Origin of the sequence: Polynucleobacter sp. Fuers-14 (assembly GCF_018882045.1) — a bacterium.
Lineage (GTDB): Bacteria > Pseudomonadota > Gammaproteobacteria > Burkholderiales > Burkholderiaceae > Polynucleobacter.
This window is the reverse complement of the sequence record NZ_JACVPG010000021.1, coordinates 151,443-168,055: the sequence shown is the minus strand read 5'-3', so window position 1 is coordinate 168,055 and position 16,613 is coordinate 151,443. Positions and strand designations below refer to the sequence as shown.

15 protein-coding genes are annotated in these 16,613 nt (G+C 45.8%); 10 read left to right on the top strand and 5 right to left on the bottom strand.

Going from position 1 to position 16,613, the window contains the following annotated elements:
• The first annotated feature begins 335 nt into the window (after positions 1 to 335).
• The 6 genes from oxlT to ICN40_RS10745 all read left to right on the top strand — a co-directional run bounded on the left by oxlT (position 336) and on the right by ICN40_RS10745 (position 6,530).
• Entirely contained in the window at positions 336 to 1,535 is a 1,200-nt protein-coding gene (gene oxlT, locus ICN40_RS10770) for an oxalate/formate MFS antiporter (protein ID WP_237767790.1), read from the top strand.
• Positions 1,536 to 1,649: 114 nt separating this feature from the next.
• Complete coding sequence (locus tag ICN40_RS10765) at positions 1,650 to 2,021, top strand: DUF2946 domain-containing protein (RefSeq protein WP_216155635.1); 372 nt, start codon at positions 1,650 to 1,652, stop codon at positions 2,019 to 2,021.
• A 79-nt stretch (positions 2,022 to 2,100) separates the two neighbouring features.
• Positions 2,101 to 4,293, top strand: a complete 2,193-nt coding sequence (locus ICN40_RS10760; protein ID WP_216243916.1) for a TonB-dependent receptor — start codon at positions 2,101 to 2,103, stop codon at positions 4,291 to 4,293.
• A gap of 2 nt (positions 4,294 to 4,295) precedes the next feature.
• Positions 4,296 to 5,543 (top strand): sialidase family protein, encoded by a 1,248-nt coding sequence (locus ICN40_RS10755; protein WP_216243915.1) that lies wholly within the window; start codon positions 4,296 to 4,298, stop codon positions 5,541 to 5,543.
• Positions 5,540 to 6,016: a TlpA disulfide reductase family protein gene (locus tag ICN40_RS10750; RefSeq protein WP_216243914.1), complete on the top strand. Its 477-nt coding sequence runs from the start codon at positions 5,540 to 5,542 to the stop codon at positions 6,014 to 6,016. The genes ICN40_RS10755 and ICN40_RS10750 overlap by 4 nt, the downstream gene beginning before the upstream one ends.
• Before the next feature lie 37 nt (positions 6,017 to 6,053).
• Positions 6,054 to 6,530: a copper chaperone PCu(A)C gene (locus tag ICN40_RS10745; RefSeq protein ID WP_216243913.1), complete on the top strand. Its 477-nt coding sequence runs from the start codon at positions 6,054 to 6,056 to the stop codon at positions 6,528 to 6,530.
• A gap of 85 nt (positions 6,531 to 6,615) precedes the next feature.
• Here ICN40_RS10745 and ilvD read toward each other — a convergent pair whose 3' ends face one another.
• A complete protein-coding gene (gene ilvD, locus ICN40_RS10740; protein WP_216243911.1) occupies positions 6,616 to 8,307 on the bottom strand; it encodes a dihydroxy-acid dehydratase in 1,692 nt (563 codons plus the stop codon).
• A gap of 229 nt (positions 8,308 to 8,536) precedes the next feature.
• On the opposite strand from ilvD, the gene ICN40_RS10735 reads away from it, so the two are divergent.
• Both ICN40_RS10735 and ICN40_RS10730 read left to right on the top strand, forming a co-directional pair.
• Positions 8,537 to 9,166, top strand: coding sequence for a response regulator transcription factor (locus tag ICN40_RS10735; protein ID WP_072583816.1), 630 nt, complete (start codon positions 8,537 to 8,539; stop codon positions 9,164 to 9,166).
• Positions 9,167 to 9,244: 78 nt separating this feature from the next.
• Positions 9,245 to 10,279 (top strand): helix-turn-helix domain-containing protein, encoded by a 1,035-nt coding sequence (locus tag ICN40_RS10730; RefSeq protein ID WP_072583817.1) that lies wholly within the window; start codon positions 9,245 to 9,247, stop codon positions 10,277 to 10,279.
• Positions 10,280 to 10,313: 34 nt separating this feature from the next.
• On the opposite strand, the gene ICN40_RS10725 is transcribed toward ICN40_RS10730, so the two are convergent.
• The 3 genes from ICN40_RS10725 to ppa form a co-directional block, all read right to left on the bottom strand.
• Positions 10,314 to 10,652: a P-II family nitrogen regulator gene (locus ICN40_RS10725; RefSeq protein WP_072583818.1), complete on the bottom strand. Its 339-nt coding sequence runs from the start codon at positions 10,650 to 10,652 to the stop codon at positions 10,314 to 10,316.
• A gap of 70 nt (positions 10,653 to 10,722) precedes the next feature.
• Positions 10,723 to 12,342, bottom strand: a complete 1,620-nt coding sequence (locus tag ICN40_RS10720) for an NAD+ synthase (protein ID WP_216243909.1) — start codon at positions 12,340 to 12,342, stop codon at positions 10,723 to 10,725.
• A 31-nt stretch (positions 12,343 to 12,373) separates the two neighbouring features.
• Positions 12,374 to 12,910: an inorganic diphosphatase gene (ppa, locus tag ICN40_RS10715; RefSeq protein WP_072583820.1), complete on the bottom strand. Its 537-nt coding sequence runs from the start codon at positions 12,908 to 12,910 to the stop codon at positions 12,374 to 12,376.
• A 182-nt stretch (positions 12,911 to 13,092) separates the two neighbouring features.
• Here ppa and ICN40_RS10710 point away from each other — a divergent pair, with 182 nt between their 5' ends.
• Positions 13,093 to 15,153: a sodium-translocating pyrophosphatase gene (locus tag ICN40_RS10710; protein ID WP_216243907.1), complete on the top strand. Its 2,061-nt coding sequence runs from the start codon at positions 13,093 to 13,095 to the stop codon at positions 15,151 to 15,153.
• Positions 15,154 to 15,267: 114 nt separating this feature from the next.
• A complete protein-coding gene (locus tag ICN40_RS10705; protein WP_216243906.1) occupies positions 15,268 to 15,525 on the top strand; it encodes a hypothetical protein in 258 nt (85 codons plus the stop codon).
• A gap of 50 nt (positions 15,526 to 15,575) precedes the next feature.
• Here ICN40_RS10705 and trxB read toward each other — a convergent pair whose 3' ends face one another.
• The gene (gene trxB / locus ICN40_RS10700) at positions 15,576 to 16,532 is read right to left on the bottom strand and encodes a thioredoxin-disulfide reductase (protein ID WP_216243905.1); all 957 of its coding nucleotides are present in this window, start codon (positions 16,530 to 16,532) and stop codon (positions 15,576 to 15,578) included.
• Between the last annotated feature and the right edge of the window lie 81 nt (positions 16,533 to 16,613).

Below are 16,613 nucleotides of genomic sequence, written 5' to 3'. Positions count from 1 at the left end.
TGATTTTGACGGCGCTTACCGCGGCATGTAATTTAAAAATTACAGCAATTCAAAAGCCACCTTCGGGTGGCTTTTTTTATGACCAAGGGGAATTGGGAATGCTGGCAACTAAGTGGAAGTGCCTTGCAATTCAATTACTTGGCTTAGGGGTAATCACTAGTGCGCAAATAAAATTATCTTGATTCCAATCAAGATAATAAAGAGGATGATGTTTGAGAATGATTGAGCCCCTAAAGAGGGCGTGAAATTTATAAGAGAAATAATTAAAAGGAGCACGGACAGTGAATAAGCCATGGCATAACCGTTGGGCGCAGTTGGTATTTGGGATTATTTGCATGGGATTGGTTGCCAATCTTCAATATGCATGGACTTTGTTTGTTAACCCCATTCAAATCAAAACCGGTTGGGCCTTATCTGCAATTCAATTGTCTTTTTCTATCTTCATCGTAGTTGAAACATGGTTAGTCCCTGTTGAAGGTTGGATGGTGGATAAATTTGGTCCAAGAATTGTTATTCTGATTGGTTCAATCTTTGCTGCTGCCGGATGGGTGATGGATAGCTATGCCAACTCAATCGAAATGCTGTATGCGGCAGCTGTCGTAGCGGGTATTGGTGCTGGCTGCGTGTATGGAACTTGCGTTGGAAATGCGCTCAAATGGTTTCCGGATAAGCGCGGTCTTGCCGCGGGCTTAACTGCTGCTGGCTTCGGTGCTGGTGCAGCAATTACCGTAATTCCAATCGGCAACATGATTCTTTCTGATGGATATGAACATGCTTTCTTGTTCTTTGGCCTTGCACAAGGCGCATTGATTTTTTGTTTAGCATTGCTCATGACTAAGCCAACCCCACCAAAGGGGGTGCAGGCTGCGCCTCGCATTGTTACAACTAAAGTGGATTACACCTCCGGACAAATGATCAGAAAACCTTTGTTCTGGCTAATCTATGTCATCTTCGTGGTGGTGGCTGCCGGTGGATTAATGGTAACTGCGCAAATTGGTCCGATTGCTAAAGATTGGGGCCTTGCGAAATTGCCAATGGTGTTATTCGGCACTACTTTGCCACTACTCACAATGACTTTATCAATTGATAACCTGTGCAATGGCTTTACTCGCCCTCTGTGTGGATTTATTTCGGATCGTTTTGGGCGGGAGAACACAATGTTCTTCGTTTTCCTTGGTGAAGGTTTATCAATGCTCGGTTTGATGCATTTTGGTAAAGACCCATATGCATTTATGACTTTTGCTGCATTGATCTTCTTGTTTTGGGGTGAAATTTTCTCGATCTTTCCAGCGATCTGTGCGGATACATTTGGTGTGAAAAATGCGGCTGGTAATGCCGGCACTTTATACACAGCAAAAGGAACTGCTTCTTTGTTGGTGCCTTTGGCATCCATTCTTTCCTCAACCGGGGATTGGAATACGGTTTTCATTGCGGGCGCAATCGTGACAATTACTGCGGCCTTTGCGGCAAAGTTCATTTTGGCGCCGGCTCGTAAGCGCTTTATTGATGATGCCAACAAGAATGCTGGTCATTAAAGTAGCAGTCTAAGTTTGTCAAAAGGGGTCTTCGGACTCCTTTTTTATTGCCTGCACCAATACGAGGGCAAACCCAAGATGAGGTAGGGGAAAGTCAGATAAAATCCTATCATCATGAATTCCTCCAAAAACCGCTTCGTTCACTGGATTGCTGCCTTGGCAATTGCAATGAGTGCGCTGGCGCCGGCTGCATCTCAAGCAGTTTCAGTCGCTAAGCATGGCGAAGGTTTTGCAATGGAGATTTGTTCTGTCGATGGCAGCAAGATGCAAATCGATGTTCAAGATGACGGGAAAGACGTTGCCAATCAAATGAAGCCTTGCCCGTATTGTGTAGCGCAGAGCGTTATCACTCCGGCATTCAACACTAATCTCAGATTTGAAGCTCCGCAGACTTTCGCTTTGCTGCCTCAGCTTTTCTACCAATCACCCAAACCACTTGCTGTTTGGATAACCCCGCCTTCAGCAGCTCCACCAGTACAAGCCTAATCAAATTAGGGCATAGCCTAGCTATGTAGTTGGCAACGATTTAATCAATACGTTGTCGTATTGTTCAGTGGAGCGGTAAATGTTATTTCAGCAAAAGAAAATCAGCGTATGCGTGGGTGTGCTATTTGGGTCTGTACTAATCAACGCGCAAGCACAAATTGCGCAGCCACCCGACTACGGTCAAAAAATAGGTGATGTGGTTGTTAGTGCCACTCGCTCTGGTACCGAGCTAAAGGACATGACTCAAAACACTTCTATTTTGACGAATGAAGATATTCAAAACGCCCCGGAAATGACGGTTGACCAGGTCTTAAAGAATCAAGCAAGTGTATTTTTAAATGATCAACCGTATTATGAAAAGGACCCCACCGGTCAGAGTTTGAATGTTCGTGGTCTTGGTGCTGCGCGGACTCTTGCATTGATCGATGGGCTGCCTGCAAACGACGCTATGTATGGAACCATTCAATGGAATCTTGTCCCCCTCTCAGCAGTGCAGGATGTAGAACTGGTTCGCGGTGGCGTCTCCAATCTTTATGGCAACTATGGCATGGGTGGTTTAATCAACATCACTACCAAGCCCATTAACGATAACAAAGGCGAAGTGTCTGCCAGTTACAGTTCATACAATACAAGCAATGTGGCTGCTTCAAAAGAGGTGGCAGTAAATGACGTATTAAAACTGCGAGTATCTGCGGACTACTTTAATACGGATGGTTATATTAACCAGCCTACTATTTCTCCGGCAACAGTCTATCCAGCAAAGAACAAAGCAGGGCAGTCAGCGCCTCTATTGCCTGGGATGGGTCCTGAAAGCGCTAACAGTGCAAATTACCGACTTCAAGGAGCCTTGAAATTAAGTTCTGATACGGATGCATTTTTTAATCTTGGTTCCCACAATATGCAAAATCTACCAACTGGTGGATATAACTTTGCTACCAAGACAACTCAAGAAACTACTTTTTCTGGAGGAGCAACTACGCGTTTGAGTGCAGCGCAAAAGGTTCAGGTGAATGCTTTTTACGAAAACACCACTCTTTGGCAGCAAAATGTCAGTAATAGCGGTGCAACACCAGCTTATATTAGTGCCAACTATAACGATCCTTATTCAACACTGGGGGCATCTGCGCAATATACCCATGACTTAAAGGATCAAACCATTAATCAGGTAGTAGTAAGTGTTGATGGAAGACAGGTAGCTGCACAGAATTTAACGAATTCCTTTAGCTCTGCTGCTGGATATGCAAATGGAGTAGTTACCTCCTCTGATTATGCAAAAGGTCAGCAGCAGTTTTATGGTGTGATGGCGCAAATGAAGGCTAAAACAGATGTCATCCCATTGCAAGCCACTCTCTCGCTTCGAGAGGATCAATGGCAAAGTCAGACTCCAACCTATTGGATCGCAGGTGCAAATGGTGTTCAAAATTACACCAATGTCCCTAATCAAACCGTGAACAAGTTCAGCCCAAATTTAGGATTACTTTTGCAAGCAACTAAAGAATTGGATTTTAGAGGCGCAGCATATCAAGGCTTTCATGCTCCTGGCTTGAACAACACGCTTCGTACTTATGGAAATTCAACGAGCGTTAGCCTGGCCAATCCATTGCTGAGCCCCGAGAACATGACTGGTTATGAACTAGGGACTGACTATCGTTGGAATGCGGGCTTTGTGCAGATCACGGGCTTCAATGCGAATGTAAAAAATGCAGTTTATGCGCCCAATGTTTCTCAGGTGCAAGCTGCTGCTGCAGGTTGTCCAATCTCAGTTTGTACCGGAGCTAATGGCCAAACATTTAGTTTGTATGGTAATAATCAGAATCTTCAAAGTCGTGGACTTGAGGTACAGGCACATCATGATCTCAATGCTCAGTGGGCTGTTGATGGTACATATACCCATACGAACACTATTCTTACTTGGATTGGTTCGGGGGTTAGTGCATCCTTAAATCCAATCGGATCTCAGGTTGGCGGTGTGCCACAAAACATGGGTTATGCAGGAGTGACCTATATACCGCTTCCAAAGACTAGTCTGACAGCCAATGTTCGTTATATTGGTAACTCTTGGTTGGATGGCGCGCACACCTTACCAGTTCCTTCCTATGCAGTTGTTGGTTTAAAGGTGAACCACCAATTAACGCCAGAAGCCTCGGTATTTGCCAGTGTGATCAATATGTTCAATCGAAGCTATATCACTTACGGTACGGGAACTAGTCAAGGAAGTTATATCGCTGGGCAACCACAGAGCATTACTATCGGCGCACGTATCATCCTCTAATCATGAATCCGATCCCATACTCTTTTAATCGATTCTTATTGCTTGGAGCGCTTCTATTGGGGGCGCTGAGCCTTCCTGCGCAGGCGCAGATACAAATGGATCATTCGTCTATGGCTAGTACAAAGCCTGGCAATACCTGTCAGGGCGCTGGTTTGGAGTGCGCCAATGCTGCAACCCCATTTTTTACGCAGGATGGAAAGCTATTGTTGGCATGGACGGCAAATGGGGTAGTTGCTGTTGCGCAGTCTTCTGATTTAGGAAAAACATTTTCACCAGCAGTCAAAATTGCTGAGCACGGTAAATCATTAGATGCTGGCGCTGATGCACGTCCGCAAATTGTTGCTGATAAACAAGGGAATGTCTTTTTGGCATATGCATTTTTCAAAGATGCTAATTGGAATGCGCAAATCAATACTACTAGATCGACTGATGGGGCTAAGACATTCACCAAACCAGAGTCCTTGGTCAATGACAGCTCTAGTCAGCGTTTTCCATCCGTTCTGATAAAGTCAGATGGCGATATTTTTATCTCTTGGATCGATAAGCGTTTAGTGTCTGCAGCGAAGCAGGGTGGACAAAATCGTCTTGGTGGCTCAATTGCCTATTCTTTTTCTCAGGATGGCGGCAAAAACTTCCAGGCAGAGCGCTTTGCTAATGAGAGTAGTTGTGAGTGCTGTCGCATCGGAGCCAGTCTTGATCCCAGTGGCAATCCTGTGCTGGCGTACAGAGCAATATTTCCTGGGGGCATTCGGGATCAAGCTAGCCAAGTGATTTCAGCTTCAGGTGCCGGACCAATCCGCAAGGTTGCTGATGACAACTGGAAGACAGATGCCTGCCCGCATCATGGGCCATCCATAGCAGTATCAAACGCAGGTACATTCCATGTGGCTTGGTATACCCAAGGTAGTAAGCGCTCTGGAGTGTTTTATGCCAATTCCACCAATCAAGGTGCCACCTATTCCAGGCTTACTCGCATAGGCGCTGAAAGTGCCAATGTGTCCAGGCCATATCTATTGGCATTGGGCCAGCAAGTTTGGTTGGTATGGAAAGAATTTGATGGGGTACAGTCTTCCATATATTTAAAAGAATCTAGTGATGATGGAAGAACTTGGGCGGCTCCTAAAATTCTATCCAGCACAGCTGGGTACAGTGATCATCCATTGTTGTTAGCCCAAGGTAATCATGTATTTTTATCTTGGCTTACACGTCAGGATGGATACCAACTCATCAATATCGGACAAAAGCAATGAAAAAATATTGGCTCTTTTTTATACTCGCCTTATCGGTGGCTGGGTTTACCTTTGCCGATCCAGTTTCTCTGAAGCCTTATCAGGCAGGCGATTGGAAGGCCATCATCAAAGCGGCAAATGGTGGACCTCTGGCTATTAATTTTTGGGGGGTGACTTGCCCATCTTGCGTTAAAGAGATGCCGCAGTGGGGTCTTTTTATCAAGAACAATCCAAGCGCTAAAGTAGTTTTTATTCAGGTTGATGATGTATCAATCGAGTCGATGAAAAAAATGTTGAGCAAAGCAAATCTGGACAAGGCCAATAATTATTATGTCGCAGTGCCTTTTGATGAGCGCCTGCGCTATGAAATTGATCCTAAATGGCATGGCGAAACACCTACAACCATAGTGATCGATAAAAATGGTAAAGCTACCAGAAAAACAGGCTTAGTAGACTTTCAGCAATTGCAAAATGCTTTGATAGTTAAACCATAATTAAATGTATCGCTTATCAATTACCGGGAGAATATAAATGAAGACAAAATTATTAGTAACACTGTGTACCGTTGCAGGGATGGCTTTCGTAGGAACGACATGGGCGCAAAACGTTTCCAAAACCGTCACTACTAACGCTATCAAAATTGAAGATGCCTATACCCGTGCCACAGTTCCTGGACAGCAGGTAGCCGGTGGCTTTATGAAGATTGAAAACAAAGGCGCTGCTGATCAATTGATCTCTGCCAGCTCACCTGTTGCAGGTGAAGTGCAGCTCCACGAGATGGCAATGGAAGGTAATGTCATGAAGATGCGTCAAGTGAAGGATATCGCTGTGCCAGCAGGTGGCGCCGTTGAATTAAAACCTGGTGGCTTGCACTTAATGTTTATCAACATTAAAGCTCCATTAGCTGCAGGTGAAACCGTTCCCGTGAAGCTGAAGTTTGCTAAGGCAGGTGATGTTGAGGTCAAGATGCCAGTTAATGCAATGGGTTCTGGAGCTATAAAGCACTAAGTCAATAGATTGGGTGGTACACGTAATAAAAAAGCCCCTAGTTTTACCTGGGGGCTTTTTCTTTTAAGGCTCTTACTTGATTAGCTTAGTCACCCAAGTTCAAGTCAGTTACCGCACCTTTACTTGCGGTACTGGCAAGGCGAGCGTATTTTGCCAATAAGCCACGAGTGTAGCGAGGCTTAGGTTGTACCCAAGCTGCGCGACGCTTCTCAATTTCTGCTTCATCAACGTTTAGCTGAATGAGTAGTTGATGGGCATCAATGGTTACCGAGTCGCCTTCATGAATGAGGGCAATCGTGCCGCCAACGTAGGCTTCAGGGGCCACGTGACCTACAACCATGCCCCAGGTGCCACCAGAGAAGCGACCGTCAGTGATGAGGCCTACAGACTCACCTAGACCTTGACCTACAAGAGCAGAGGTTGGGGCAAGCATCTCGCGCATGCCGGGACCACCTTTAGGGCCTTCATAACGAATTACAACGATGTCACCATCCTTGATCTTCTGGGCCATGATGGCTGCCATTGCATCATCTTCAGAATCAAATACGCGGGCTGGGCCAGTGATTGATGGGTTCTTGAGGCCGGTAATCTTAGCCACGCAACCCTCTGGAGAAATGTTGCCCTTCAAAATTGCCAAGTGACCTTGTTTATATAAAGGATTGTCTAAAGTGCGAATCACTTTTTGATCAGCGCGCGGTACAGATGGAACATCCTTCAATACTTCAGCAATCGTTTTTCCAGTGATAGTCATGCAATCGCCATGCAATAAACCGCCGTCAAGCAAGATCTTCATGACTTGTGGAATGCCACCAGCTTGATGCAAATCCGTTGCAAGGTAAGTACCAGATGGTTTCATATCTACGATCACGGGAACGCGCTTACGAATGCGCTCAAAGTCATCAATTGTCCAATCAATTTCAGCAGCGCTGGTAATGGCCAAGAAGTGCAAAACAGCATTAGTGGATCCACCAACTGCCATGATCACACTGACTGCGTTCTCAATGGACTTTTTGGTGATGATGTCACGGGGACGCAAGTTATTTTTGACTGCTTCAACCAGTACGCGCGCTGATTCGGCAGCGCTTGCTACTTTTTCAGCATCCACGTTCGCCATCGTAGAGGAGTAAGGCAAGCTCATACCCAAAGCCTCAAACGAAGAACTCATGGTGTTCGCTGTATACATTCCACCACAAGAGCCACTACCTGGACATGCGTGCTGTTCCACACCTTTTAAATCTTCTTCACTCAATCGACCGGAAGTAAATTCACCAACCGCTTCAAATGCGGAAACAATATTGAGTTCCTTGCCCTTGTAATGGCCTGGTTTAATCGTGCCACCGTATACATAGATGCCGGGTACATTGGTGCGGGCTAAAGCCATCATGCCACCAGGCATATTTTTATCGCAACCACCAATGACGACAACGCCATCTTGCCAAAGACCATTGACACACACTTCAATACTGTCAGCAATCACTTCACGTGACACTAGGGAGTACTTCATACCCTCAGTGCCCATACCGATACCATCGGAAACGGTTGGTGTGCCAAACACTTGTGCTTTTGCGCCAGCCGCTTCTAGGGCTTCAACAGCAGCGTCAGCTAATTTTTGTAAACCACTATTACAAGGGGTAATAGTGGAGTGGCCGTTCGCAACGCCAACCATTGGCTTTACGAAATCCTTTTCTTCGTAACCCATTGCGTAATACATCGAACGATTAGGTGCGCGAGCGACCCCTTCGGTGACCATGCGCGAGCGTTCATTAAGGCGTTTCATGCTTATTACTCCAGAAAAGGTTTGTGTCGAAAGGCTCTATTGTGCCGTGAGATGGGTTAAGGGTGCTCTAGATCGATGAGCTCATATTAATTACTACAAATGCTGCACTGCAGTATGAAAATGCCAATGAAATCATTGATTTAGATCTATATATTAGCTAAGGAGCTAATAGCTTAGTAAAAGAGGCTGCAGTACATTAAGTCATCAATCACTTTTTCCTTTGAATTCAATGACTAAAGTCGGCCACATATACCTAGTTGATGATGACGAGTCGATGCGCATCTCTCTATCTAGAATGCTGCGTGAATTAGGCTATCTTGTCGATGACTATGCGTCTGCTACCGTTTTCTTGGAGAAATCAGTTCCAGTCTCACCCGCTGTCATTCTCTTAGATATGCAGATGCCAGATATGACTGGCCTTGATTTACAAGAAAAACTGCAAAAGTTAGGTCGTAAAACGCCCATCGTATTTGTGAGCGGTCAAAGTCACCCACACCAAATTGTTCAAGGCCTTAAGCGGGGCGCACTAGATTTCTTATTCAAGCCTTTTAATTTAGAGGAGCTCTTAAAGGCCGTGGCAGACGCAATTGACTTTGATAGTCGCCAGTTGAAGCGCGTTTCTTTAGATGTTGAAGCTAAGAAAGATTATGAAAGTCTCACCCCTAGAGAGCGTGAGGTATGCGGATGGCTTGTTAAGGGGCTTCTAAACAAGGATATTGCTGTAAAGCTGGGAACTACCGATGCAACCATTAAAGTCCATAAGGCTAGGGTGATGGACAAAATGCATGCGGATTCTGTTCAGGCGTTGGTGAAAAAGTATCTTGAATCCAATCTTGAGAACCATTCATTAAACACCTAGCTTTGTGGCTAATTACCCTTGTCCCATTTTGGCATTACTATCAATCTTATTAATTTCATATGAGATGGTTACTGCGTAGTGAATAAACCGGTCAAACTCCCTGAGATTCGCAAAGAGGCATTTACTAAGGCTAGAGAAAGCCTTGGCCTCAGCACGAAAGATCTTTCGGGAATGGCCTGTCTATCTGTTCGCCAAATTGAGCAGATTGAGAATGGTGAAAGCAGCTCTTTTTACGGTGATCAAGTTAAATTCACAGCAACAAAAAAGGTAGCTGGATTACTCAAGCTCACACCTGAAGAGGCATTTGATTTTTCTGGTGTCGTGCAGCCTGTTAAAGCAGCTGATGTTGAAGAGAAATTTCAGGTGGAGACAAAAGCTTCTGCGGTAGAAAAAAAGGCAAAGACCGAAAAAGTAAAAGAAAAAGAGGCTAGCCCTGTAGCGGTAGAGAAAGTCGCAGAACCAAAACTAAAACCTGAGAAGGTCAGTGCTAGCAAATTCTCACAAAAAGCGATTGATTACAGCCAGAAATCAAAAGCTTCAGTAGGACCTAAAAAGAAACTTTTTTTACTGTTGGCAATTGGTGCGGCAGTGATTTTCTCTGTAGTGAACTTGCGCCCCCTATTTTTTCCCGAACCGGCTAAAGAAGAGGTGGTGATTATTCAAGAAGTAGCACAAGAGCCTGCGCCAGCAAATGCACCAGCAGAGCCTGTGACAGAGACTAAGCCAGCTCCAGCAACGGTACTAGAGCCAACTCCAGTAGCAGTTACGGCGGAATGCCCACCTGCAGATGCATCCGCACTCAATTACAAGCCCGAAGCCCCTAAAAAAGCTGGCGACATGGTTTATCTGCAATCAAAGACTGCTCAAACAGTATGTGTGGTGGATGCTACCGGTAAGACCCAGAATAAAACTCTAGAGCCAGGAGTTGGTGCAAGTGTTTATGGCAAGCCACCATTGAAGGTGCTTACTGGCGGTTTAAATCAAGTGGATTTGTATTACCAAGGTGCAAAGGTGCGTGTGGGTAGTACTGCTGGTAAAACAATTATTTTGGAGCCGGCTGAAATTATTCAGCCTGCAGCTCCATCAAACTCCACAGACTCTCAGTTGCGTTGATGGCCTGAGAGGTTCGCAGGTTTAATTCGTTGAATTAAACCGCAGCGTTATCGGTTTCACCGGTACGAATACGAATCACTTGCTCGACTGCAGTCACGAAAATCTTGCCGTCACCAATCTTACCGGTACGAGCAGCTTTAGTAATTGCTTCAATAGCAGCTTCAACGCGGTCATCAGAAACTACTGCTTCCACTTTTACTTTAGGTAAAAAGTCGACTACATACTCAGCGCCGCGATAGAGTTCAGTATGCCCTTTTTGACGGCCAAAGCCCTTAACTTCAGTAACGGTCAGGCCTGTAACACCGACTTCTGCCAATGACTCACGAACTTCATCGAGTTTGAACGGCTTAATGATGGATGTAATTAATTTCATGTGTTCCCCCTAATGCACTAATCATACCTAGATCTGCTCTGAAATACCAAAAACCGACCCGCTGAGCGTTCTAGGCTCTAAATTGCGAGGTAATAGGGTAGCGCCAATCGCGGCCAAAGGCGCGCGTGGTTACACGGACCCCGGGTGGAGCTTGGCGACGCTTATATTCATTAAGCTTGATTAAGCGGGTTACTTTTTCAACGCTCTCACCATCAAAGCCTGCAGCAATGATTTGAGCAATCGATTGGTTTTGCTCCATATAGCGCTCAACAATGCCATCCAGCACTTCATAAGAGGGCAGGTTATCTTGATCTTTTTGGTCTGGACGCAATTCTGCCGAAGGTGCGCGGGTCAGAATTCGCTCCGGAATCACTGGCGTAATACTGTTGCGATAGGCGCACAGGCGATACACCAAAGTCTTGGCGATATCTTTAATGACTGCAAAGCCACCCGCCATATCGCCATAGAGTGTGCAGTAGCCGACTGCCATTTCACTCTTGTTGCCGGTAGTCAAAACAAGTCGACCTGTTTTATTAGATAGGGCCATCAGCAGAGTGCCACGAACGCGTGCCTGAATATTCTCTTCGGTAGCATCTACTTTTAAACCGGCAAATTGCTCAGCTAGAGAAGCTTCTAAAGCATCCACTGGCCCACTAATCGGAATCTCGTCGTATTGCACGCCTAAGTTCTTCGCCATCTCCCTTGCATCGATCCAGGAGATATCAGCGGTATAGCGAGAGGCCATCATGACGGTGCGTACCTTATCAGCGCCTAAGGCATCGACTGCAATTGCCAATACCAAGGCTGAATCTACGCCGCCAGATAGGCCAATAATCACACCAGGGAAGCGATTTTTAGTGACATAGTCACGTACACCCAAGACCAGCGCTTGATAAGCCTGCGCCTCAACAGATTGGGGCAGGGTGATCAAACCTTTTTCTAGTTCTCCAGATGCTGTCACTGTAACAAGGCCTAGGCCGGTTTCAAACTGAGGCATTGCCATCACGACTTTGCCATCACTATTTAATGCAAATGAGCCGCCATCAAAAACCAACTCATCCTGACCGCCAACAGCGTTGACGTAAACCAGTGGCATTTTGGTTTGTGCAATATGCCCACGGAGCACTTCAATACGCAAGGCTTCTTTTTGCAGGTGGTAAGGAGAGGCGTTGGGGACTAACAATATTTGTGCGCCAGCAGCATGAGATTGTTTGGCGGGACCTGCATGCCAGGCATCTTCACACAAGATCAATCCATAGCGAACACCTTCGCATTCAAAAACACAAGCTTCATTGCCAGGTACGAAGTAACGAACTTCGTCAAATACTTCATGGTTAGGTAATTCTTGTTTTGCGTAGCCCGCAATGACCTTGCCGTTTCGTAAAACAGATGCGTAGTTTTGCAAACCTGCGGATGTTTGCTTAGGATGACCGACGATCACTGTCAGATCAGAATGTTGAGCTAGCTCTTTCATCAAGAGTTCGAGCTGTAATTGCGCCGCTTCAATAAAAGCAGGGCGGAGGAGTAAGTCTTCTGGGGGGTAGCCGGTAAGAGAGAGCTCCGGGGTGACTACGAGTTTGGCGCCTTGAGAGTAGGCATCTAGAGCGGCTTTGTGAATGAGTTGCGCGTTGCCAGCCAAATCACCCAGTAATGGGTTGATTTGGGCTAAGGCAATTTTCTGCGTGCTCACTCCGAATCACAAAGCCTTTTCAATAAAAGAATTACTTGTTCTCTTTGTTGTAGCGCTCGATGCCTTCAAGAATTTCTTTATGAGCATCAGCAACGCCACCCCAGCCTTTAACTTTTACCCATTTGCCTTTTTCGAGATCTTTATAGTGCTCGAAGAAGTGTTGAATTTGATTCAAGCGCAATGGGTTCATGTCTTCAGGTTTTTGCCAGTGTGTATAGATAGGCAAAATTTTGTCTTCTGGAACGGCCAATAATTTAGCGTCTTGACCAGCCTCATCTTCCATTTGTAAGATGCCAATTGCACGGCAGCTTACAACTACACCTGGAATGAGTGGGAATGGAGTAATTACGAGAACGTCAACAGGGTCGCCATCACCGGCAATCGTTTTATTGATGTAACCGTAGTTGCATGGATAGTGCATTGCAGTACCCATAAAACGGTCTACGAAAATTGCGCCACTCTCTTTATCTACTTCATACTTGATTGGATCAGCATTCATTGGGATTTCAATAATGACGTTGAAGCTTTCAGGGATCTTTTTACCTGGCTTGACCTTTTCGAGACTCATAAATACTCCGAATAATGATTAGTAAATACCCTGATCCTAAAAAGGGGGCGCAGGGGTGATTCTGTTACATACTGATACAGCTTAAAGACCATAGTTTAAAGCTTTCGGAAACCAGGTCTACCTAAGTGCAGTTATACAAAACAATAAAGATTAACAAATGATTAACTTTGGGGAGTTCAAGCATGAGTAATGTCACTTTAGGCTTGTATTTTGCCTTGGCGTGCGGTGTCCTGGCCGTGATTTACGGTTTTGTGATGCGCGGCTGGATTTTGAAGCAAAGTACGGGCAATGCCAAAATGCAAGAAATTGCCGAGGCGATTCAGCAGGGGGCGGCAGCGTATTTGTCGCGCCAATATAAAACGATTGCTGTGGTTGGGGTGGTTCTGGCCATTCTTATGGCGCTCTTCCTTGATTTTGCGACCGCGATTGGCTTTGTCATTGGCGCTGTGCTTTCCGGCGCTTGCGGATTCATTGGTATGAATGTCTCAGTACGCGCAAACGTGCGGACAGCGGAAGCGGCCACCAAGGGTATGAACGAAGCTCTTAATGTGGCATTCAAAGGCGGTGCTATTACCGGCATGTTGGTAGTTGGATTGGGTCTCTTGGGTGTTGGCCTCTTCTTTATGTTCCTCGTATCGATTGGCGCTGGACAGGATCTCTCTTCCGTGTTGCATCCCCTGATTGGTTTGGCATTCGGTTCCTCTTTGATTTCGATCTTTGCTCGTTTAGGTGGCGGCATCTTTACTAAGGGTGCAGACGTCGGCGCTGACTTGGTCGGTAAGGTTGAGGCTGGAATTCCGGAAGATGATCCACGCAATCCTGCGGTGATTGCTGATAATGTTGGCGATAACGTTGGTGACTGCGCAGGTATGGCGGCGGACTTATTTGAAACTTACGCGGTTACGCTGATTGCAACCATGGTGCTGGGATCCTTAATGGTTTCTAGCGCACCAGTGGCTGCGATTATTTATCCATTAGTGCTGGGTGGCGTTTCTATCATCGCCTCCATCATTGGTTGCTCATTTGTAAAGGCAACTCCTGGCATGAAAAATGTGATGCCTGCTTTGTATAAGGGCCTGATCATTGCTGGTGGTTTGTCATTGATTGCTTTCTACTTTGTAACCAACTTCATCATGCCAGACGATGCATTAGGCATCCCCGGTAGCCAATGGCGTTTGTTTGGTTCAACTGTAGTGGGCTTGTTGCTTACAGCAGGTTTGGTATGGATTACCGAGTACTACACCGGTACCCAGTTCAAGCCAGTGCAGCATATTGCTGAAGCTTCAACCAAAGGTCACGGTACCAACATTATTGCTGGCTTAGGTATTTCGATGAAGTCAACTGCTTACCCAGTGCTCTTTGTTTGTGCAGCGATTTTTGCAGCGTATTGGTTGGCTGGTTTATATGGCATTGCAATTGCAGCAACAGCCATGTTGTCCATGGCAGGTATTGTGGTTGCGCTTGATGCATATGGCCCAATTACAGATAACGCTGGTGGTATTGCAGAGATGGCAGGCTTGCCACAATCTGTTCGCGATATTACCGATCCATTGGATGCGGTTGGCAACACTACTAAAGCAGTTACTAAAGGCTATGCAATTGGTTCAGCTGGTTTGGCATCGCTCGTACTCTTTGCTGACTACACCCATGCTTTAGAGGGTATGGGCCAACAAGTATCTTTTGACTTGTCCAATCACATGGTCATCATTGGCCTCTTTATTGGCGGCATGATTCCTTACTTGTTTGGTGCGATGGCGATGGAAGCAGTAGGTCGTTGCGCTGGCGCGGTAGTAGAAGAGGTGCGCCGTCAGTTCCGTGATATCCCTGGAATCATGGAAGGTACTGCAAAGCCAGAGTACGGTAAAGCTGTAGATATGCTGACTTCTGCTGCTATTAAAGAAATGATCGTTCCTTCCCTCTTACCAGTGGTTGCCCCAGTCGTTGTTGGTCTCTTGTTAGGTCCAGCTGCATTGGGTGGCTTACTCATGGGAACTATTGTGACTGGCTTATTCGTAGCGATCTCGATGTGTACCGGTGGCGGTGCCTGGGACAATGCCAAGAAATATATCGAAGAAGGTCACTTCGGCGGTAAAGGTTCTGAAGCTCACAAAGCTGCAGTGACTGGCGATACCGTTGGCGACCCTTACAAAGATACTGCGGGTCCTGCGGTGAACCCGCTGATCAAGATCATCAACATCGTGGCATTACTCATCGTGCCACTCTTGCCAGTGATCTCACGTTAAGCAATACAAGTGCAACAAACAAAAACGCCTAGCATTGCTAGGCGTTTTTTTGTCCACAAATTATTTGGGTAATTATTAAATGCAATACTAGTATTTTATTTATAAAGGGGCTCTATGACTAAGAAGAATTTGTGGACCTCATTTTTTCTCAATGACTCGAATGTATCTGAAGATTTTTTTGGCGATCAAAGTGTATGTCCAGAAGGAGAAATTACGATTAAGATATCTGTGGATCCTAATAATCCGGAGACATTTCCCAAAGGATTTGTAAATAAAGATGCTCTGGATGCAACTACTAATGTTGAAATTGAGTTGCATACAAAAGAAGATGATGAGCAGGCGAGATTGGATGCGCTAAACAAAAACGCCTAGCATTGCTAGGCGTTTTTTATTGCTCTAATGCAAATTCAGTTACCTAGAAATTATTCTAATGTTTCCAAGTAACGTTGCGCATCTAATGCAGCCATACAACCTGTACCAGCACTGGTAATGGCTTGACGGTAAATATGGTCTTGCACATCGCCAGCAGCAAACACGCCAGGGATATTAGTAGCAGTGGCATTGCCTTCAAGGCCTGAATGGGTCTTGAGGTAGCCATTGTTCATGTCGAGCTGACCAACAAAGAGTTCGGTATTCGGTTTGTGACCAATTGCAATAAAGGCGCCTGTTACAGCAAGGTCTTCAGTGCTGCCATCTTGTTTCTTGATGCGCACACCAGTAACGCCTTTTTCATCGCCAAGAACTTCGTTGAGAGTGGAGTTCAGTTTCAGTTCCACTTTGCCTTCAGAAACTTTTGCCATGAGGCGATCATTCAAGATTGGTTCAGCGCGGAACTTATCGCGACGATGAATGACGGTTACTTTTTTAGCAATACCGGTCAGGTAGAGCGCTTCTTCAACTGCAGTATTACCACCACCGACTACACAAACATCTTGATTGCGGTAGAAGAAGCCGTCGCAAGTTGCGCAACCAGAAACACCACGGCCCATGAATGCTTCCTCACTTGGTAAGCCAATATATTGAGCAGAAGCGCCAGTGGAAATAATTAAAGCATCGCAGGTATAGGTTCCGGAATCGCCAACTAGGCGAATCGGTTTTTCTTTCAGGGCTGCTGTATGAATATGGTCAAAAATGATTTCAGTATTAAAGCGTTCGGCATGCTTTAAAAAACGCTCCATCAGCTCTGGGCCTTGAACGCCATCAGCATCCGCCGGCCAGTTTTCGACGTCGGTGGTGGTCATTAATTGACCGCCCTGAGCAAGGCCAGTAATTAGGGTGGGGCTTAAATTGGCTCGGGCTGCGTAGACAGCTGCTGTATAGCCAGCAGGGCCGGATCCGAGGATCAGAACTTTGGAGTGTTTTGGGGTATTTGTAGTCATATTCAAATTATAGATTTGCTTGATTACAATCGGTAGAACATGGTAAGAACCGCATACCCGAAGTCTAAGGCCCCAATAAGC